General features: G+C 71.6%; 10 protein-coding genes. 3 read left to right on the top strand and 7 right to left on the bottom strand.

Features of this window, described 5'->3' with window-relative positions; all coding sequences use genetic code 11:
• Positions 1 to 22 precede the first annotated feature (22 nt).
• Together ACFUJ1_RS17845 and ACFUJ1_RS17840 are read left to right on the top strand one after the other, a co-directional pair.
• Positions 23 to 3,289 carry an arabinosyltransferase domain-containing protein gene (locus ACFUJ1_RS17845; RefSeq protein ID WP_378646849.1) on the top strand — a complete coding sequence of 1,089 codons (3,267 nt, stop codon included), beginning with the start codon at positions 23 to 25 and terminating at the stop codon, positions 3,287 to 3,289.
• A 163-nt stretch (positions 3,290 to 3,452) separates the two neighbouring features.
• A complete protein-coding gene (locus ACFUJ1_RS17840) occupies positions 3,453 to 3,614 on the top strand; it encodes a hypothetical protein (protein WP_169811444.1) in 162 nt (53 codons plus the stop codon).
• A 149-nt stretch (positions 3,615 to 3,763) separates the two neighbouring features.
• On the opposite strand, the gene ACFUJ1_RS17835 is transcribed toward ACFUJ1_RS17840, so the two are convergent.
• A complete protein-coding gene (locus ACFUJ1_RS17835; RefSeq protein WP_378646847.1) occupies positions 3,764 to 7,066 on the bottom strand; it encodes an arabinosyltransferase domain-containing protein in 3,303 nt (1,100 codons plus the stop codon).
• A gap of 178 nt (positions 7,067 to 7,244) precedes the next feature.
• On the opposite strand from ACFUJ1_RS17835, the gene ACFUJ1_RS17830 reads away from it, so the two are divergent.
• On the top strand, positions 7,245 to 7,742 hold the full coding sequence (locus tag ACFUJ1_RS17830) for a peptidylprolyl isomerase (RefSeq protein ID WP_378646845.1): 498 nt from the start codon (positions 7,245 to 7,247) through the stop codon (positions 7,740 to 7,742).
• A gap of 52 nt (positions 7,743 to 7,794) precedes the next feature.
• Here the strand turns inward: ACFUJ1_RS17830 and ACFUJ1_RS17825 are convergent, their stop codons facing one another.
• From ACFUJ1_RS17825 to ACFUJ1_RS17800, 6 genes are all read right to left on the bottom strand, one after another.
• Positions 7,795 to 9,339 (bottom strand): acyl-CoA carboxylase subunit beta, encoded by a 1,545-nt coding sequence (locus ACFUJ1_RS17825; RefSeq protein ID WP_378646843.1) that lies wholly within the window; start codon positions 9,337 to 9,339, stop codon positions 7,795 to 7,797.
• Positions 9,339 to 14,654: a polyketide synthase Pks13 gene (gene pks13 / locus ACFUJ1_RS17820; protein ID WP_378646841.1), complete on the bottom strand. Its 5,316-nt coding sequence runs from the start codon at positions 14,652 to 14,654 to the stop codon at positions 9,339 to 9,341. The genes ACFUJ1_RS17825 and pks13 overlap by 1 nt, the downstream gene beginning before the upstream one ends.
• A 122-nt stretch (positions 14,655 to 14,776) precedes the next feature.
• Positions 14,777 to 16,690: a long-chain-fatty-acid--AMP ligase FadD32 gene (gene fadD32, locus ACFUJ1_RS17815; RefSeq protein ID WP_378646839.1), complete on the bottom strand. Its 1,914-nt coding sequence runs from the start codon at positions 16,688 to 16,690 to the stop codon at positions 14,777 to 14,779.
• A gap of 192 nt (positions 16,691 to 16,882) precedes the next feature.
• Positions 16,883 to 17,926: an LLM class F420-dependent oxidoreductase gene (locus ACFUJ1_RS17810; protein ID WP_378646837.1), complete on the bottom strand. Its 1,044-nt coding sequence runs from the start codon at positions 17,924 to 17,926 to the stop codon at positions 16,883 to 16,885.
• 128 nt (positions 17,927 to 18,054) lie between these two features.
• On the bottom strand, positions 18,055 to 19,038 hold the full coding sequence (locus ACFUJ1_RS17805) for a cutinase family protein (RefSeq protein ID WP_378646835.1): 984 nt from the start codon (positions 19,036 to 19,038) through the stop codon (positions 18,055 to 18,057).
• Positions 19,035 to 19,565: a DUF732 domain-containing protein gene (locus ACFUJ1_RS17800; protein WP_378646833.1), complete on the bottom strand. Its 531-nt coding sequence runs from the start codon at positions 19,563 to 19,565 to the stop codon at positions 19,035 to 19,037. The genes ACFUJ1_RS17805 and ACFUJ1_RS17800 overlap by 4 nt, the downstream gene beginning before the upstream one ends.
• Positions 19,566 to 19,622 lie beyond the last annotated feature (57 nt).

Raw genomic sequence — 19,622 nt, 5'->3', positions numbered from 1 at the left:
GCGGTCTATAGCATCAACGACCGTGCGACCGGACCGACCCACCGCTGCGTTCACCCGATACCGCCTGATCGCCCTCGTCTCCGGGCTGCTCGGGTTCGTACTCGCCCTGCTCACACCGCTGCTGCCGGTGCGCCAGGAGGCGACGGCGCTGGACTGGCCGCAGGCGGGGGCCGCCTCGGTCGAGGCGCCGCTGGTCTCCTACGTCCCGCTGCGCCTGGACGCCACGCTCCCCTGCGCACTGCTCGGCGCGACCGGGCCGGCCACGCCGGAGCAGGGCACGACCCTGCTCTCCACGATTCCCCCCGCTTCGCCGGACGCGAGCGCCAAGGGCCTCACCGTGACCGTCCGCGACGGCACCCTCTCCGTACTGCTGCGCGACGTCCCCATGCTCGCGGCCCCGGTGGCCGAGATCCAGGGCTGCACCGCGATCACCGCCACCGTGGACGACAAAGCCGCGACCGTTGAGTTCACCGGCGCGACGCGGGCGGACGGAACCGCGTTCCGCAACACCGTCACCCGCGACATCCGCCCGCAGCTGGTCGGCGTCTTCACCGACCTCGGCGAGCAGCAGCTCACCGGCGCGACCCTGCACGCCGAGCTGGACTCGCGCTTCACCTCCAGCCCGTCCCCGCTCAAGCTGACGGTCATGGTGCTGGCCGTGCTCGCCACCCTGATCGCGCTGTTCGCGCTGCACTTCCTGGACACCGCCGACGGCCGGAAGGCCCGCCGCGTGCTGCCCGCGCACTGGTGGCGGTTCACCCTCGCCGACGTCGCGGTGCTCGGCACGCTGGCGCTCTGGCACGTGATCGGCGCCAACACCTCCGACGACGGCTACATCCTGAACATGGCCCGGGTCTCGGAGAAGTCCGGGTACCTGGCGAACTACTACCGCTGGTTCGGGGTGCCGGAGGCGCCGTTCGGCTGGTCCTACGAGGTGCTGGCCTGGATGGCCCAGATCTCCACCTCCAGCCCGTGGATGCGGCTGCCCGCGCTGCTGGCAGGCATCGTCTGCTGGCTGGTGATCAGCCGCGAGGTGCTGCCCCGGCTCGGCGCGCGGGTGCGCCGCGACCGCGTCGCGCTGTGGACCGCCGGGCTGGTCTTCCTCGCCTTCTGGCTGCCCTACGACAACGGCCTGCGCCCGGAGCCGCTGATCGCCGCGGGCGCGCTGCTCACCTGGTGCTCGATCGAGCGCGCCATCGCCACCGGCAGGCTCCTCCCGGCCGCGCTCGGCGTGCTGATCGCCGCCTTCTCGCTGGCCGCAGGGCCGACCGGGCTGATCTGCCTGGCCGCGCTGCTCGCCGGTTCCCGCCCCGCGCTGGTGGTGCTGGTCCGCAAGGTGCGCGGCTCGAACCCGGTCGGCCGGGCGGGCACCGCGCTGCGCTACCTCGCCTACGGCGCGCCGATCCTGGCCGCGGGCACCGCGGTGCTGGTGGTGGTCTTCGCCGACCAGACGCTGGCGACGGTGCGCGAGGCCACCCGGGTGCGCACCGAGGTCGGGCCGAACGTGGCCTGGTTCGACGAGCGCACCCGCTGGGACTCGCTGCTCATGCTCGCCCCGGACGGCTCGCTCGCTCGCCGCTTCGGAGTCCTGCTCATGCTGCTCTGCCTGCTGGTCTGCGTGTTGCAGGTGCTGCGCAAGAACGGCATCCCCGGCACCTCGCGCGGGCCGTCGGTGCGGATTCTCGGCATCGTCTTCGGCGCGCTGCTGCTGATGATGTTCACCCCGACCAAGTGGACGCACCACTTCGGTGTCTACGCCGGGCTGGCCGCCTCGCTGGCCGCGCTGGCCGCCGTCGCGGTCGGCGTGAACGGCATCAAACAGACGCGCAACCGCGCGCTCTTCGCGGCGGCGGTGCTCTTCGTGCTCGCCATCACCTTCACCGGCTCGAACGGCTGGTGGTACGTCTCCAGCTACGGCGTTCCGTGGTGGGACAAGGCGCCGCTGGTGGCGGGCACGGGGCTCTCCACGCTGTTCCTCGGGCTGGCCGGGGTCGCGCTGCTGGTCGCGGCGGTGGCGCACTACCGCGCCCCGTTCCGCCCTGCGGGTGCGCCCGGCCGCTTCGACCGGCTCGCCGCGGCGCCGCTCACCGTCGCGGCGGCGCTGCTCGTGCTCTTCGAGGTGGCCTCGCTGCTCAAGGGCGCGGCCGGGCAGGCGCCCGCCTACAGCATCGCGCTCTCCAATGCCCGCGCGCTGGCCGGGCAGCCCTGCGCGCTCGCCGACGAGGTGCTGGTCGAGACCGACACTCCCGATTCGGTGCTGCTCCCGATCACCGGCACCGCCGCCGACGGCCTCGCCGCGAAGAACACCGGCTTCACCCCGGACGGCGTCGCGGCCGACCTCACCGCGGACGCCGAGGAGACCTCGAGCGGCGGCGCCAACTCGGTGGACGGCGGCGCCGAGAACAAGACGACCAACACGACCGGGGCAGGCACCGGCGGCGGCGTCTCCGACCGGACCGGGATCAACGGCAGCACCGTGGCGCTGCCCTTCGGCCTCGACCCCGCCCGCACCCCGGTGCTCGGCAGCTTCCAGGACGGCGTGCAGCAGCAGGCGTCGCTGACCACCGAGTGGTACGGCCTCAACCTCGGCGACAGCATGCGCCACGACCCCGCCTACCGGACGCTGGTGATCACCGCAGCGGGCCGGATCCGCTCGGTCGACGCCGACGGCGTCACCACCTACGGTTCCGACCTGAAGCTGGAGTACGGGGTGCGCGACGGCGATTCGGTGCGCGCGCTCGGCTCGGTGCTTCCGCTCGACATCGGGCCGTCACCGTCCTGGCGGAACCTGCGGGTGCCGCTGGACGGTATCCCGGTGGAGGCGAACGCGGTGCGGCTGGTCGCGGTGGACAACGACATCACCCCGAAGCAGTGGCTCGCCGTCACCCCGCCCCGGCTGCCCGCGCTCGCGACGCTGAGCAGCGTCGTCGGCACGGCCGACCCGGTGCTGCTGGACTGGCACGTCGGGCTGGCGTTCCCGTGCCAGCGGCCGTTCGACCACGCGCACGGGGTCGCGGAGGTGCCGCGCTGGCGCATCCTGCCGGACCGGGTCGGCTCGGACGCCTCCAATGCCTGGCAGGACGATATCGGCGGCGGCCCGCTGGGCTGGACCGGGCTGCTGCTCGACGCGCAGACCGTGCCGACCTACCTCGACAACGACTGGGGCCGGGACTGGGGTGCGCTGGAGCGCTTCACCCCGCTCGACCCGGCCGCGGTGCCCGCGACGGTCGCGGTCACCGAGGTGACCCGGTCGGGGCTCGCCGCGGAGGCGCCGATCCGGTCGCGGTAGCGGAGCAAAACCGTTGCCGGAGCGAACGTTCCACACAGGGTGCGAAGGCTCCGGTGACACTCCCGCTACCGTCCTGGCAGGTCGCCGGGCAGGGTTTCGCATCTTCGCAGCCGCGCGTCGGATTGCCCGGCGAACTTCCGAATGGATACGTACCCTGACCCGTATGACCACGGAATTCGATGACATGGAGCTGCGCGACCTCGTCGGATTGCTGAACGAGGAGGAGCAGCGCGAACTGCGCCCCGCCGTGCTGCGGATGCTGTCCAAGCTCCCTCCCCAGGAAGTACTCCGCAGGGAATTGGGGCGGCGGTTGACCAAGGTCTAGCCCCTGCGCGCCCGGTTGCCCGGGCACTCCGAGCGAACCGACGAAGGCCGTCGGGGAGGCGCTGAACCAGCGTCGCCCGACGGCCTTCGTCGTGTCGATACCTACCCCGCCGGCGGCCGCGCGAGCGCGGCCGCCGAACACCGCGGGTGCTACTGCGCGAACACCCGCAGCGGGCCTGGGGTCCAGAGCCCGGACCGGCTCACGGTGCCGGTCCGCAGCTGCGCCGGGACCGCCGAGCGGTACTGGTCGTAGCGCTCCAGCGAACCCCAGTCGCGGGCCCAGTCGTTCTCCAGGTAGGTGGGCACCGTGGTGGAGCGGGCCAGCATCTGCGAGAAGCCGAGCGGGCCGCCGAACTCCTGGGCCTGCCAGGTGTTCGTCGAGCTGATCGCCAGCGGCCGGTCCGGCAGGATGCGGTAGTTCGGCACCTCGGCGACGCCGTACTCGTGGTCGAACGGGCGCTGGCAGGGGAACTGCAGCCCGACCGCCCAGTCCAGCAGAATCGGCTGCTCGCGGCCGAGGTACCCGTTCAGCGAGCGCAGCTCGGGCATCCGCGGCGGGGTGAAGGCCAGCCACTGGTCGCCGATCAGGATCGGGTCGTTGGCCACGATGCGCACCGCGTCGGCCTCCGGCGCGATCTCGTCCAGCGGCACCCGCAGGTTGCGCCAGGACGGGAACGGGCCGATGTCGCGCGGCAGGTAGGTGCCGAGCTGCTGCACGGTGCCGTCCGGCTGCCGCTTGCCGTAGTCGACGGTGAGCGACTGGCCGTACTTCATGGCGCCGGTGTCGTCGTAGGAGAGGATCCGGCCTGCCGCGGTGATCACGACCAGCGGGCGCTCCGCCGAGCGCGGCGCCAGCTGGTACCAGCTGGAGGCCAGGTTGGCGGGCTGCTGCACGCCCTCCTGGTAGCTGCCGAGCACCGGGGTGCTCGCCGGGTCGAGGCCGTAGGGCAGCGCGACGGTGCTGCCGTTGACGCCGAGCGCGCCCTGGCCGCCGCCGGTGCCCGCGCTCTCGCCCTCGGCGAAGGCGGCGCCGACCGACTGGGTCGACGTGTTGCCGGTGCCCGGCTTGACCTCGACGCTGTCCGCGGAGAGGTCGTCCGGCACGCCGTTCGGGTCGAAGCCGACCGGGTTCGCGCCCGCCAGCGGGTCGGTGGCCGGGTTCGCCGGGTCGGCGATCGGCTCCAGCCTGCCGCCGTTCGGGTCCGGCTCGACCAGCACGTCGTTGGCCAGGCCGCAGGTGTCGCCGCTCAGCGCGTCGATATTGCCGCGGGCCAGCGAGTACCCCGGGTACTGCGAGACCGCGCCCTTCGCCAGCGACCCCACCTCGATCAGCACCATGAGCGCGGCGACGACGGTGAGCGGGATCGCGGCGAACCGGCGGATCCGCTGCCCGCGCGCGGAGCGCGGCGAACTCGGCGGCTTGGCGTACCCCTCGCGCAGCGAGAGCCAGGCCACCAGCGCCAGCGCGGCGCCGAAGAGCACGAGCATGAGCGTGTTGGACTGGAAGCCGGAGAGCGAGATCCGCTTGTCGAACCACGGGACGCCGAAGCTGGAGACATACCAGTAGCCGTTGATCCCGGAGAACGAGATCGCCAGCACGAACAGCAGCCCGGCCAGGAAGATCGCCCGGTTCTTCCGCGCCCGCAGCGCCGATGCCGACACCGCGACCGCGGTGACCGCCGCCAGCGAGCCCGCGATTCCCGCGTACGCGCCGAAGTGGTGCGTCCACTTGGTCGGGTTGAACATCATGAAGAAGATCGTCCCGAAGACGATGCCCATGAGCCGCCAGGTCGGCGCCGCCGCGATGCCGGGCACCCGGCGCCTGCGCAGCAGCACCAGCATGGTGGTGAAGAGGCAGAGCAGCATCACCAGGAAGGCGAAGCGGCGGGCGAGCGAGCCGTCCACCGTCTCCACGAACAGGTAGTAGTAGCGCAGGTAGTCCTCGTACCAGGCCAGGTTCGGGCCGGTGGCCTGGCGCACCCGGTTCGCCTCCTGGATGCCCGCGAAGGTCTGGTCGCTGTAGACGACGGTGAGCACGAGCAGCCCGGCGGCGGCTATCGGCGCGAGCAGCGCGGCGGTCGCGGCCAGGCTGCCGCCGAGCCTGCGCCTGGAGCGCACCGCGATCCGGACCATCGGGCGGATGCCCGCGAGCAGCGCGGCCACGCACATGAGCCCGGTCGGCGCGGCGGCGAGGGTGAAGGCGGCGACCAGGATCGCGATGGCGGCGGGCAGCAGCCTGCCGGTGGCCACCGCGCGCTCGATCGAGACCCAGGTGAGCAGCGCGCCGAGCGCGACGATCGGCTCCGAGCGCAGGCCGTTGTCGAACGGCAGCCAGAAGGCGAGGAAGACCAGGCCGCCGGTCCACAGCGCGACCCGGCTGGTCCGCACCCCGCGGCCGAGGCGGGGCACCACCTCGCGGCTGATCACCATCCAGCAGAGGATCGCGCAGAGCAGCGCGGGCACCCGGACCCACGGGCTGGCCGTGGAGATCTCGGAGAAGACCTGGATGACGTAGTAGTACCAGCCGAACGGCGCCTCGGGGACGCCGAACCAGCGGAAGTAGTTGGCCATGTACCCGGCGTCCGGGGCCACCCGCACCATGCTCAGGATGTAGCCGTCGTCGGAGGTGTTGGCGCCGATGAAGTGCCAGACCACGAGGGTGCCGAGCACGGCGCCGTCGGCGAGGGTCGGCTTCAGCCAGTTGCGCGGCAGGAAGCGGCGGTGGCCGCGGCCGTCGCTGCCGTCCAGCCTGGCCAGCGCGCCGAGCGCGAGCAGCGTGAGCAGCACCGCGCCGATCATCGCGCTCAGCTTGATCCAGGTGGGGCTGGTGCTGAACCTGGTGTCGACGTCCATGTCGAAGGAGAGCCCCGCCGGGACGTCGCCGCGCAGGTCGGTGAAGACGCCGACCACCTGCGGGCGCAGGTCACCGGTGAGCGTGCCCCCCACCGGCTTGCCCTCCGGCGTGAGCAGCCCGTCGAACACCGCCGTGGTGGCGTCGATATCCGAGCCGATCACGATCGTGCCGCACTCGCCCATGCGGGCGCGCTCCGCCGTCGCGACCACCGCGTTGCGGTCGATCACGTCGACCGCGGTCTCCGAGACCCGCACGAAGAGCGACTCCAGCGCGGCCCCCGTCCCCTGCGGGGGCGCCGTGGCCAGCAGCATCCCGCCCTGCGGCGGCAGCTGCTCCACCGCGGAGCACGGAATCGTGGCCCGCAGCTCCAGCGGCACCTGCGACATCAGCGGCGCCTGCACGTTCTCCACCACCCCGCCCTGCGGCCACTGCAGCGCCGCCGTCGTCTGCGTCACCGGCAGGAACGGCGTCGCCAGCGCCAGCAGCGCACCGAGCACACCGGCGATCAGCGCGATCAGGCGCGCGATGCGGTAGTCCTGCGGCGCGACCTGGGGCGCGGCGGGGGGCTTCGTCAACACAGCGGTAGCGGGGTCGGGCACGGTTGGCAATGCTAACCGCCCGCGTGTCGGCGCGGGCGCGCGCTCGCCCCCAATATGGCGGGGTTGTCCACAGGGGGTGCGGGCTGGGGATGAATCAGCAGCGGTACTCGCGCGCGACACCGGGAAGATGACGGCCCCTGATACACGTCCGGGGGCGCGGAGATGGAAAGCTGGGGGTATGACCAAGGTGAATCTCGAGACCAACCACGGGCCCATCGTGCTGGAGCTGGACGAGGCCAAGGCGCCGGAGAGCGCGCGCAACTTCGTCGAGTACGTGAAGGCCGGGCACTACGACGGCACCATTTTCCACCGCGTCATCCCGGGCTTCATGATCCAGGGCGGCGGGTTCGAGCCGGGTCTGCAGCAGAAGCCGACCCAGGCCCCGATCCAGAACGAGGCGGGCAACGGGCTGAAGAACCTCAAGTACACCGTCGCCATGGCGCGGACCAACGATCCGCACTCGGCCACCGCGCAGTTCTTCGTGAACGTGTCGGACAACGACTTCCTCAACCACTCCGCGCCCGCGGGCCAGGGCTGGGGCTACGCGGTGTTCGCCAAGGTCGTCGAAGGCACCGAGGTGGTCGACGCGATCGCGGGCGTCGCCACCGGCAGCGCGGGCCCGCACCAGGACGTGCCGAAGACCGACGTGGTCATCCAGAAGGCCACCCTCGTCTGATCGAGTAACCCGAATCGGCCCGCCCCGGAATCCCGGTGGCGGGCCGATCGCGTCAGAGCGGGAGCAGGTGGTGTTTGCGCGGGCTCGGCGCGACCTTCTTGTCCGCCAGCAGTTTCAGCGCCTTGCGCAGCTCCAGCCGGGTGGCCGACGGCTCGATCACGGCGTCGACGTAGCCGCGCTCGGCCGCCACCCACGGCGTCGCCATGGTGGCGTTGTAGAAGTCGATCATCTGCTGCCGGATCGCGGCGCGCTGTTCCTCGGGAGCCGCGGCGATCTGCTTGCCGCCGATCAGGCTGACGGCGCTCTCGGCGCCCATGACGGCGATCCGCGCGGTCGGCCAGGCCAGGTTGACGTCGGCGCCGAGCTGCTTGCAGCCCATCACGGCGTAGCCGCCGCCGTACGCCTTGCGGATCACAACGGTCACCTTGGGCACGCTGGCCTCGACGAAGGAGAAGAGGAAGCGCCCGCCGCGCTTGATCACGCCGATCTTCTCCTGCTCGACGCCGGGCAGGAAGCCGGGGGTGTCGACGACGAAGACCAGCGGCAGGCCGTAGGCGTCGCAGATCCGGACGAAGTGCGCGGCCTTGTCCGAGGCGCGGGCGTCCAGCGCGCCCGCGTAGACCATCGGCTGGTTCGCCACCACGCCGACGCTGCGGCCGTCCACCCTGGCGAAGCCGGTGATGACGTTGCGCCCGGCCGAGGCGCCGAACTCGTGGAAGTCGCCGTCGTCGAAGATGCGCAGCAGGATGTCGTACATGTCGTAGCCGGCGTTGTCGGAATCCGGCATGATCGCGTCCAGCTCGCGGTCGCCCGCGGTGACCTCCGGCTCCAGCCCCGGGTTCACCACCGGCGGCCGCTCGGTGCAGCTGGTCGGCAGGAAGCCGAGGTAGCGGCGCACCCAGTCGAAGGCGGCGGGCTCGTCCGCGGCGACGTGGTGAATATTGCCGTACTCGGCCTGGCTGTGCGCGCCGCCGAGCTCCTCCAGGCTGACATCCTCGCCGGTGACCTCGCGGATCACCTTCGGCCCGGTGACGAACATGTACGCCTCCTCGGTGGCGACCACGACGTCGGTGTTGATCGGCGCGTACACCGCGCCGCCCGCGCACTTGCCGAGAATCATGGAGACCTGCGGTACCAGCCCGGAGAGCGGCTCCTGCCTGCGGCCCAGCTCGGCGTACCAGGCCAGCGAGGTCACCGCCTCCTGCACCCTGGCCCCGCCGGAGTCGTTGATGCCGACCACCGGGCAGCCGACCTTGGCCGCGTACTCCATGAGGTGGGTGACCTTGCGGCCGAACATCTCGCCGACCGACCCGCCGTACACGGTCTGGTCGTGCGAGAACACCGCCACCGGCCTGCCGTCGACCAGGCCGTGCCCGGTGACGACGCCGTCGCCGTAGAGCGCGTCCGGATCGCCCGGCTTGCGCACCAGCGCGCCGATTTCCACGAAGGTGCCCGGATCGATCAGCATGCCGATTCGATCCCGCGCGCTCGGAATCCCCTTCTTCGCGCGCTTGGCCACCCCCGCTTCACCCGCCGGCTCCTGCGCCAGCTCCAATCGCTTGCGCAGGTCGGCGAGTTTCTCGGCGGTAGTGGTCACTAGTCCCCTTTCGACTTCTCGATGACGTCGAGCCTGGCACTGAGGTCGGCGCCGATCCGGCCGACCCGCGGCTCGTCGATGATCTGCAGGTGATCGCCGGGGATCTCGATGACGTCGAGGCTGGAGAGGTACTCGCCCCAGCCGCCGTTCGGCTTGCGCTCGGCGTAGCGCGGCTCCAGCTCGATCATGCCGTCGTGGTAGCGGTCGGCGAGGTAGAGCACGACGTCGCCGTCGTACCGGATCGGCTGCATACCGGCCAGGTGCCTGCCCTCGACCCAGGAGGTGCGCTGGTGCTCGAGCACGCCGCCGGGGATCTTGGCGCCGCTCAGCTTGATGAGCTGGCTGACGATCGTGTACTGCTCGTCGTCCGAGGCACTGGCCAGCTCGCGCAGCTGCTCCTCCGGCAGGTCGCCGTCGACGCCGTAGGTCTTGCGGGCGAACTCCTGGTAGCGCTGGATGCGGCGCACCCGCTCGTCCGGGCTGTTGTCCTCCGGCTCGGCCGGGATGGCCAGGTCGATCAGCCCGACCAGCCGGACGTCGGCGCCCTCGTCGCGCAGCAGCCTGGCCACCTGCAGCGCGAAGACCGCGCCGAGGGACCAGCCGTACAGCACGTAGGGGCCGTTGCCCTGGATCTTGCGCAGCTCGGGCAGGTACTGCCGCGCCCGCTCCTCGATATTGCCCTCGACCCGCTCGAAGCCGTACATCGGCGTCTCCGCGGGCAGCCGCTTGAGCAGCGGCTCGTAGACCAGGGTGTTGCCGCCGGAGGGGTGGAAGACGAAGACCGGCACCGCGGCCGAGCCCTCGGTCCTCGTCCGCAGCGGGCGGATGAAGCCGTCCACGTCGGCGCCGGTGTCCTGCAGCTTCCTGACCACGTCGGCGAGCTGCTCGATGCTCTCGCAGTCGAGCACGTCGTCCACCGAGACCTCGGCCTTGACCCGCTCGGTGAGCCGGGCGGCCAGCTTCTCGGCGGTGTCCTCGTCCAGGATCGGCAGGGTATCGAAGATGCCGCCGGGGGATTTGCCGGTGACCAGGGCCCAGGTGGCGTAGGTGAGCCGCTCGGCGGCGTCACGTGGCGGTACGCCCTCCTCGTCCTGCTCGGCGGCGTCCGCGGCGTCGGCCGCGCGCGCGGCCGTGTCCTCGGCGGAGGCCGGCACCGGCGGCATCTCGGTCGGCGCGGTCTGCGCGGGCGGGGTCACCGCGGCGAGCGGATCCTCCCCCGCCTCCAGCGCGGCCCGCGCGGCGGCGACGAAATCGCCGCCGACCTCGAGCTCACCCTCGCCTGCGGCCTGCCGGTCGGCGATGGCCTGCACCTCGTCGCGGTGCTCGATGGCGTAGTGCAGCACCTTGCCGACCTCGTGCAGGCTGGCGTCGCGCACCGCGGCCAGCTGCAGCTGCGGGATGTCGAACTCGTACTCAACCCGGTTCTTGATCCGCATCGCCATGAGCGAGTCGAGTCCGAGCTCCATGAGCGGGATTTCCATGGGCAGGTCCTCGACCGCGTACCCCATGGACTCCGCCACGATGGTGGCGAGCCGGTCCTCGAGCGGCTGCGCCCCGCTCGGGTCCCAGCGGTCGCCGAAGCTCTCGACCACCTCGAGATCGGGCGCGGCGGCGGGCGCGGGCGCGAGCGTGTGCGCGGGCAGCGGCAGCCCGGAGGTGACGACGGCGTCCAGCACCAGCCGGAATACGCTGCCCTCCTTCGCGTGCACCTGCACCGAGGCGCCGCCGGGGTGCGGGGTGAGCGTGGTGGTCAGCGACCCCGAGCCGGGCAGCGCGCCGTGCGCCTGCGCGGCGCCGAGCGCCGGATCGGCGAGCACCTGCGCGGCCGCGACGGTGACCAGCGCGGCGGCGTCGGTGACGGCGCCCGCGGGCACCTCCCAGACGTGCCTGCCGTCCGGCAGCGCGACGTGCGCGCCGGGCACCCCGGCCGGGCCGGAGACCCGGATGGCGGCCTTCGGCCAGTACTGCTTGCGCAGGAACGAGGTGCGCGGGATGTCGCCGAAGCCGCCAGCGGGCAGCAGCGTCGCGAGGTTCACCCGGTGCCCGTGCACGTAGAGCTGGGCGAAGGCGCCGAGCACACCCGCCGACTCGTCTTCCTTGCGCTTGAGCGTCGGGATCAGCTGGGCGTCGTGCAGCCCGGCCGCGAAGGTGGTGCCGAGCACCTGCATGAGCGCGACCGAGTTCGGCGCCAGCTCGAGGAAGGTGCTGTGCCCGGCGTCGACGGCGAGCTTGACGGCATTGGTGAAGTACACGCTGTGCCGCATGTTCTTCACCCAGTAGTCCTCGTCGTGCACCGGCTCGTTCCCGGCCCGGAAGAACTGCTCCTTGTGCACGGTCGAGTAGAGCCCGGCGCGCAGCGCGGTCGGCTCCAGCCCGGCCAGTTCGGCGGCGAGCTCGCCGAGCAGCGGGTCCATCTGCGAGGTGTGGCCCGCGCCGCGGGTGGGCAGCACCCTGGCGAACTTGCCCGCCTCCTCGACCTTCGCCACGATCGCGGCGACCTGCGCCTGCGGGCCGCCGACCACGGTGTTCGTCGGCGCGGCGTACACCGCGACCTCGACGTCCGGGTAGTCCTGCAGCAGCTCGGCGACGTCGGCGGCGCTCAGCTCGACGAGCGCCATGTTGCGCACGTCGTCGTCGGTGATCATGGCCTCGCCCTCGCCCATCAGGCGGGAGCGAGCGCAGATCACGCGCACGGCGTCCTCCAGCGCGAGGCCGCCCGCGATGTAGGCGCCCGCGACCTCACCCATGGAGTGCCCGACCACGGCGGCCGGCTCGGCGCCGTGCGCCCGCAGCAGCGCGGCGAGCCCGATCTGGATGGTGAAGATACCGACCTGCGAGGTGCCGACGTCGTAGTCCTGGCCGTCGTCGAGGAGCATCTCCCGGATCGAGTACCCCGCTTCGTCCTGCACCAGCTCGTCGACCTCGTCGACGGTCCGGCGGAAGACGGCGTTCTCGGCATAGAGCTGCTTGCCCATCTTGCGGTGCTGGGCGCCGAAGCCGGAGAACACCCAGACGGGGCCCTGCGCGGCGGGGGCGTCGGCGCTGAACACGCCGGGGCCCGGCTTGTTCGCGGCCAGCTGCCGCAGCCCGGCGACGGCCTCCTCGTGCGTCTTGGCCAGCACGACGCCGCGCGAGCGCCAGTGGCTCCGCTTGGCGAGCGCGCGCGCCACGTCGGTGAGCGGGGTGGCCTGCCCGGCCTCGGTCTCCAGCCAGTCCGCGAGTTCGGTGGCGGCGCGGCGGCGGCGCGAGGGGAGGTAGGCGGAGACCGGGAGGATGACCGGGAGCGGCTCCTCGCGCTCGCCGGTCCACTCGGCGGGCTCGGCCGACTCGACCAGGATCTCGGTGGCGGCGGCGATCACATCGTCACCGGTCGCGGCGGTGACGGAGTCGTCGGTCGCGCCTGCGATATCGGCACCGGACGGCACCGCGCCATCGGGACCAGGCGCACCGGCGGCATTGCCCGTCGGCACAGCCGCGCCGTTGGCCGACGGCACCGCGGCATCGTCGGTCGTAGCGCTGATGGCGTCGGTGGTCACCTCGTCCGCGGCGTCCGCACCGCCGACCGCGACCAGCGGCCGCGCGGCGACCGCGGCGGAATCCGCGACCTCGGCCGGGGCCGTCGTCCCGGCGGCGGGCACGCCATCCGGGCCGAGGTACTCCTGCAGCACGACGTGCGCGTTGGTGCCGCCGAAGCCGAAGCCGGAGACCCCGACGGTGGCGACGCCGCTGTAGCGCGGGAACGCCGTCGGCTCGTCGACGACCTTCAGGTGCGCCTGCTCGAACGGGATGTACGGGTTGGGCCCGGCGTAGCCGATGTTCGGCGGGAGCACGTCGTTCTGGAACGCCATCAGCACCTTGGCCAGGCTGGCCGCGCCCGCGCCCGACTCCAGGTGCCCGAAGTTGGTCTTGGCCGAGCCGAGCAGCGCCGGCTTGTCGTCGTCCCGGCCGCGGCCGACCACCCGGCCGAGCGCGTCCGCCTCGATCGGGTCGCCGAGCAGGGTGCCGGTGCCGTGCGCCTCGATGTAGTCGACCGAGGTGGGAACGATGCCCGCGTCCCGGTAGGCGCGGCGCAGCACCTCGGCCTGCGCGTCCGGGTTCGGCGCGAGCAGGCCGTTGGAGCGGCCGTCGTTGTTGGTGGCCGTTCCCTTGACCACGGCGAGGATGCGGTCGCCGTCGCGCTCGGCGTCGGCGAGGCGCTTGAGCACCACCAGGCCGCCGCCCTCGGAGCGGACCATGCCGTCGGCGTCCGAGGAGAACGCCTTGATGTGGCCGTCTTTGGCGACCGCGCCGTTCCGGTCGAAGCCGAGGTTGGCGAAGGGCGCGAGGATCATGTTCACGCCGCCGGCCAGCGCCAGGTCGGCGTCGCCGTCGCGCAGCGCGCGCACCGCCTGGTGCACCGCGACCAGCGTGGACGAGCAGGCGGTGTCGATGGCCACCGACGGCCCGGTGAAATCGAAGAAGTACGAAACCCGGTTCGCGATGATGCTGCTGACGCTGCCCATGATGGCGTAGGCGTCGGCCGAGGCCGGGACGTTCGGGTCCCGCTCGCCGCCGAGCCCGAGCGCCGCGATGAGCTGGAAGTCGTTGCTGGAGGAGCCGACGAACACCCCGACCGGGGTGCCGCGCAGGTCGCTGGCCGGGATCCTGGCGTGCTCGAGCGCCTCCCAGGTGAGCTCCATCATGAGCCGCTGCTGCGGGTCGACCCGCTCGACCTCGATCGGCGACATGGCGAAGAACTCCGCGTCGAAGCCCTTCACCACCTCCTGGTCCAGGTAGCCGCCGAGGCTGTTGCTCTCCGCGACGGCCTGCGCGACCTCGGGCTCGCCGAGGAACTCGGACCAGCGGCCCTCCGGCAGCTCGCGGATGGCGTCGCCGCGGTTGATGATGAAGTCCCAGGTCGACTCCGGGGTGTCGCCCGCGCCGGGCAGGCGGGTGGCGAGCCCGACGATCGCGACGTCGTGCGCCGCGCCGGGGCTGTACGAGGTGTAGAAGGCGTCGTCGGTGGTCTCGGCGGGCGCCTCCTGCTCGCCGTTGACGATCCGCTCGGCCAGCGAGGCGATGGTCGGGTGCTGGTAGACCACGGTGGCGGTGAGCAACACGCCGGTGAGTTCCTCGATGTCACCGCCGAGGGCGAGCGCGTCGCGCGAGGCGAGGCCGAACTCCTCCATCGGGCGGTCGACCGTGATCTGCTCGACCGGCTGGCCGGTGGCCTCGGCGACCCAGTTGCGCAACCATTCCCGCAGTTCGGTGACGGAGATGTCGGGCCGCTCCGCGTTGCCTGCCTGCGGGTCGGTGTTGCCCTCGTTGTCAGCCATCAATTCCTCAAGCTACTCGGGTGCGTGCGTCGCACCGGGCGAACGCCGGAATCGAGCAGTGCACCGAGGCTCCGGCATACGGGGACGATTCCCGGCGCCGCTCGGGCGCCGGGAATCCGTGCTCACTCTTCGTCGGGTGCGTCGGGGAATGCCTGCTGGGTGTAGCCACCCCGCAGCGTTCCCTCCAGGTAGGCGGCCTTGCAGGCGCGCCGCGCGATCTTGCCGCTCGAGGTGCGCGGGATCGAGCCCGCAGGCACGAGCAGGACGTCGCGCACGGTGACGCCGTGCCGCTGCGCGACCGCCGCGCGCACCGCGTCGGCGATCGGCTGCGGATCGGCCTTGCCCGCGCCGGGACCGCGCTCGCCGACGATCACCAGCTGCTCGGAGCCGTCGTCGGCGTCGAACTTCAGCCCGGAGGAGTTCTGTTCGAAGACCACGGCGGGCAGCTGATTCGCGGGCACCGAGAAGGCGGCGACGAAGCCGGGGCGCAGCTGGGTGCTCGCCTCCTGCGCCGAGTGCTCCAGATCCTGCGGGTAGTGGTTGCGGCCGTCCACGATCACCAGGTCCTTGACCCGGCCGGTGATGTAGAGCTCGCCGTCGAAGTAGACGCCGTAGTCGCCGGTGCGCATCCAGTCGGCGTCCTTCTCGGTGCCGTCGGCCCTGCTGTCACCCGGCTGCCGCTCGCCGACCCGGTTGCGGAAGGTCTTGGTGGTCTCCTCCTCGCGACCCCAGTACCCGATGCCCATGTTCTCGCCGTGCAGCCAGATCTCGCCGACCCGGCCGTCCGGCAGCTCGGCGCCGACGCCGCTCTCCACGGTGTCCGGGTCCACGATCACGGCCCACTGCGAGCGCGCGACGTAGCCGCAGCTCACCTGGGCGATGGCGTTCTCGTGGGTGGGCTCGACGCGGACCATGCGGCCCGCGTTCAGCTCGGTGCGGTCGACGTAGCTGACCTTGGCCTCGTCCTCGTGCTTGGTGGCCGAGACGAAGAGCGTGGCCTCGGCCATGCCGTAGCACGGCTTGATCGCCGTCTTGGGCAGGCCGTAGGGCGCGAACGCCTCGTTGAACTTCTTCATCGAGGAGGTGGTCACCGGCTCGCTGCCGTTGATCAGCCCGATCACGTTGGAGAGGTCCAGCGATTCGCCGCTCTTCGGCAGGCCGCGGGCGGCGGCGTGCTCGAAGGCGAAGTTCGGGGCGGCGGCGAAGGTGCCCGCCCCGTCCGAGACCGCGGCCAGCTCCTTGATCCAGCGGTACGGGCGCCGGACGAACGCGCTCGGCGACATGATGGTGATGAACTTGCCGCCCACCGCGGGCAGGATCACCGTCAGCAGCCCCATGTCGTGGAAGAGCGGCAGCCAGGTGACGCCGCGCGAGCTCATGTCGAGCTTCAGCGCGTCCACCATCTGCAGCACGTTGGTGCCGACCGCGCGGTGCGTGATCTCCACGCCCGCCGGGGTCCGGGTGGACCCGGAGGTGTACTGCAGGTACGCGATGTCGTCGATGTCGAGTTCCGGCCGCACCCAGCTGTCGCCGACGCTGTCCGGGATCGCGTCGACCGCGATGATCCGGGGCCGCTGGGCGGCGGGCAGCGATCGGAAGAACTGGCGCACGCCCGCGGCCGACGAACTCGCGGTGAGGATCGCCGACGGCTTGCAGTCCCCGAGCACGGCGTGCAGCCGGTCGGTGTGGCCCGGCTCGTCCGGGTCGAACAGCGGCACCGAGATGTTCCCCGCGAAGATCGCGGCGAAGAAGGAGATCACGTAATCCAGCCCCTGCGGGGCCAGGATCGCCACCCGGTCGCCCGGGTTGGTCACCTGCTGGAGTCGGCCGGCCACCGCGCGCAACCGGACGCCGAACTCACGCCACGTCAGCTCGAGTGCCTCACCGTCTCGCTCGCGCGAGTAGTCGATGTAGCGGTACGCGAGCGTGTTCGCGTCGTTCCGCGTGTGCTTCTCGACGTGGTCGACCAGGGTGTGATCCAGGGGAATACGGATGTTCCCGGTCTCGTCCAGGTACTCGTCGAAAGTCGTTTCCATTCCTTCTTCTCCTCCGAGGCACAAACAGCCCGACGGCGAGATGCCGTTGATACCTGTGAGGCCCCGACTCGCTTTCGCCCGGCGGGCACTCCGTGTCCGAGCACCGGCGTGGCAGATTTCGTCGCGGTCTGCGCGGTGACCGCTAAAGGCTAGATGTACTCAAACCAGAGTCATGTTACAGAGAAGACCGGATCACTCTTCCCGCAGCAGCGGAATCACCGGTGCGAAGGCATCCATCTGGGTGGGGAAGATGCCGACGTAGGACAGCGCGGTGAGCTTCCTGACCCGGCGAATCTGCTCCGCGATCTCCTCGAACGTGCCGATGGCGACGTACGGGGAGTTCAGGATGTCCTCCACCGAGAGCTTGGTGTCCACCTCGAGGTCGGGGTGCAGCCCCCGCTCGATGGCGGACAGCGCCATCTCGGCGGTCTTCTCCCGATCGTCGGTGATGACGATGGCGGTGATGGCCCAGTTCAGCTCGATGTCGCCGAACCGGTCACCGGCCGCCTCCCGGATGAGCTCGACCTTCTCGACGGTCTTCTCCAGGGTGATCCCGGAGAGCAGACCCTTGCCGTTCTTGGTGGTGACCGGAACGACCGAGACGATGTCGGCGTGCTTGGCGGCCAGGCGGAGCATCTTCGGTCCACCGCCGCCGGTGCAGATCGGCGGGCGCGGGCCCTGCCGCGGTCGCGGCGTGCCCTTGACCCCCTTGACCTGGTAATACTTGCCCTCGAAGGTGCACTCCCTTCCGCGCAGCAGCACGTCCAGGATGGTGAGCGCCTCATCGAGCTTCGCCAGCCGGACGCCGGGGGAATCGTACTCGAGCCCCGCGGCCAGGAATTCGTCCTGCTTCCAGCCCGCCCCGAGCCCGACCTCGAGCCTGCCCTTGGAGAGCACGTCGATGGTGGCCAGGTCCTTGGCCAGCACGACGGGGTGGCGGAAACCGTTGGCCAGCACCGAGGTGCCGAGCCGGATGCGCTCGGTCGCCTGGCTCAGCGCGCCGAGCGCGGCGATCGGGCCGATCTGGTCGCCGAGGTGGTCGGGCACGACGAAGGTGTCGTAGCCGTACTCCTCGGCCTGCTGCGCGGTCTGCACGAATTTGCGCGCGCCGCCCTCCTGCTTGTTGCCCTCGCCCGCGGCCGCGAACCGGAATTTCCGCAGCGGCGTGCCCAGCGCGGTCAGCTCGGCTTCCGCGGCACGGGGCTCGGCGGTGGCCGGTGCTCCGGCTTGTGTCATGAACTCATGCTCCTCTGGGGCCAGGTGCGATCACCAGCGCACTTTACAGCGTCCCGCAAGCCCCGAGAACGGATGCGGCCACACCGCTGGCGAGCACGCGAACGGGCGCGGCGCGCTGCTGTGAGACCTCACGAATGGGGTGGCCGCGGAGCCCCGTCGATGAGCCCCGCCGCCCAGTCCACGGTCCACCCGGTGGCGGTCGTCCCGGCACCGTCGACCACGTACCCGTTGTAGAGGCTGTGCACCGGATTGCCGACGGCCCTGGTCAGCGTGAGCACGCTGCCCATGATGTTCACCGGGCTCAGCGCGTCGCGCGGGGCATCGCAGATGAGGTCGCCGGGCGAGCACATGGTGTAGACGCGGCCCGCCAGTTCACCGAATCCGCCTTCTCGCGGGCCGGTCATGGTGATTCCGGGCACGTTCAGCCCCTTCAACGCCACCTCGGCGCCGACGCCGGGCGGTGCGGCGCCGATCGTGATGGCCGCGCCCTCGGTGTCGGGGGCCCGCCTGCCGTCCGCGATCAGCGTGACGCCGAGCACCAGCTTCGCCGGGACCGGGCCGTCGCCCGCGCCGATCTGCGCGGCGATGTCACCCGCGATCACCGCGCCCTGGGAGAACCCGGCGATGACGTAGGAGGTGAGCGGGCAGCGCTCGTGCACCGCGGTGAGCAGGTCGATCGCGCGCGTCGTCCCCTCGGAGCGGCTGTTGTTGTAGGACTGCTGGCCGTCCGGCGGGAGCGCGATCGGATTCGAGAACTGCGCCACGTACGGGACGGTGTAGACGTCGACCCGCTCGGCCGGGAACCGCTCCGCGATCGGGCCGGAGACGTTGATCATGAGCGACACCGGGTTCGCCGTCGGGTTGTGCGGATCGTCGGTGCTGTTCGACTCCCAGGTGCCCGGGATCGAGAGGAACTGCACATCCGGGCAGTCCGCGGGCTGCGAGGCGGGCGGCTCCGGCGGGGTCGGCCCGGGGCCGGGCACGTTCAGCCGGCCGGCGAGCAGGTACCAGAGCAGCAGCGCCGCGATGACGATCAGCGCGACGACGAGCAGGAACACCAGGCACCCCGCCGGCCTGGACCGGCGGGGCGACGAACCGCGGCGTGCGCTCACGAGCAGTAGGTCTGCTTGGCGGTGTCGAGGTAGATCTTCCCGGCCTGCTCGACCGGCATCTTGGCCGGATCGAAGGACGGGTCGGAGCCTGCCATCGCGGAGACGAAGGTCATCAGGTCCTGATCCGATGCGCCTGCCGCGCTGCCCTGGCAGACGTAGGCGCCGATGCTGAGCGCGATGTCCGGGGTGGACGGGGTGATGCCCTTGGCGGCCAGCGAGTCGAGGAACTTCTTGTCCTTGTCGCCGAGCGTCGCGGTGTTCGCGGGCGGGACGGCATCGGTCGGCACCGGCTCGGGGCGCTCCGGGGATTCCGCGGCGGGCGGGGCCGAGACCTCGGCCGACGGCGTCGCGCCCGGCTCCGGCGCCGGGGCGGCGGAGGTGGGTGCGTTGGTGGCCGCCGACGTGGTGGTGCCGGTCAGGGACGGGGTGCTCGACGCCGTCGAGTCGTTGTCACCGCAGGCCGCGAGCAGGCCGGTGGCGGCGAGCGCCACGGCGACGCCCATCACCTTTCCACGGGTCCGATGCATGAATTCTTGTCCTCTGGTCGGCGTTCGGGGGTCGGTCGCCCACCAGGCTAGCGGGCC

It is taken from the genome of Nocardia sp. NPDC057227, assembly GCF_042669725.1.
Classification (GTDB): domain Bacteria; phylum Actinomycetota; class Actinomycetes; order Mycobacteriales; family Mycobacteriaceae; genus Nocardia; species Nocardia asteroides_A.
This window is presented reverse-complemented; position numbering and strand designations above follow the sequence as displayed.

What these genes read in the sequence shown, in the direction of transcription:
- pks13 (WP_378646841.1), bottom strand. Translation starts at nt 14,654, where the DNA reads ATGGCTGACAACGAGGGCAACACCGACCCGCAGGCAGGCAACGCGGAG.
- ACFUJ1_RS17810 (WP_378646837.1), bottom strand. Translation starts at nt 17,926, where the DNA reads ATGACACAAGCCGGAGCACCGGCCACCGCCGAGCCCCGTGCCGCGGAA.
- ACFUJ1_RS17830 (WP_378646845.1), top strand. Translation starts at nt 7,245, where the DNA reads ATGACCAAGGTGAATCTCGAGACCAACCACGGGCCCATCGTGCTGGAG.
- fadD32 (WP_378646839.1), bottom strand. Translation starts at nt 16,690, where the DNA reads ATGGAAACGACTTTCGACGAGTACCTGGACGAGACCGGGAACATCCGT.
- ACFUJ1_RS17840 (WP_169811444.1), top strand. Translation starts at nt 3,453, where the DNA reads ATGACCACGGAATTCGATGACATGGAGCTGCGCGACCTCGTCGGATTG.
- ACFUJ1_RS17800 (WP_378646833.1), bottom strand. Translation starts at nt 19,565, where the DNA reads ATGCATCGGACCCGTGGAAAGGTGATGGGCGTCGCCGTGGCGCTCGCC.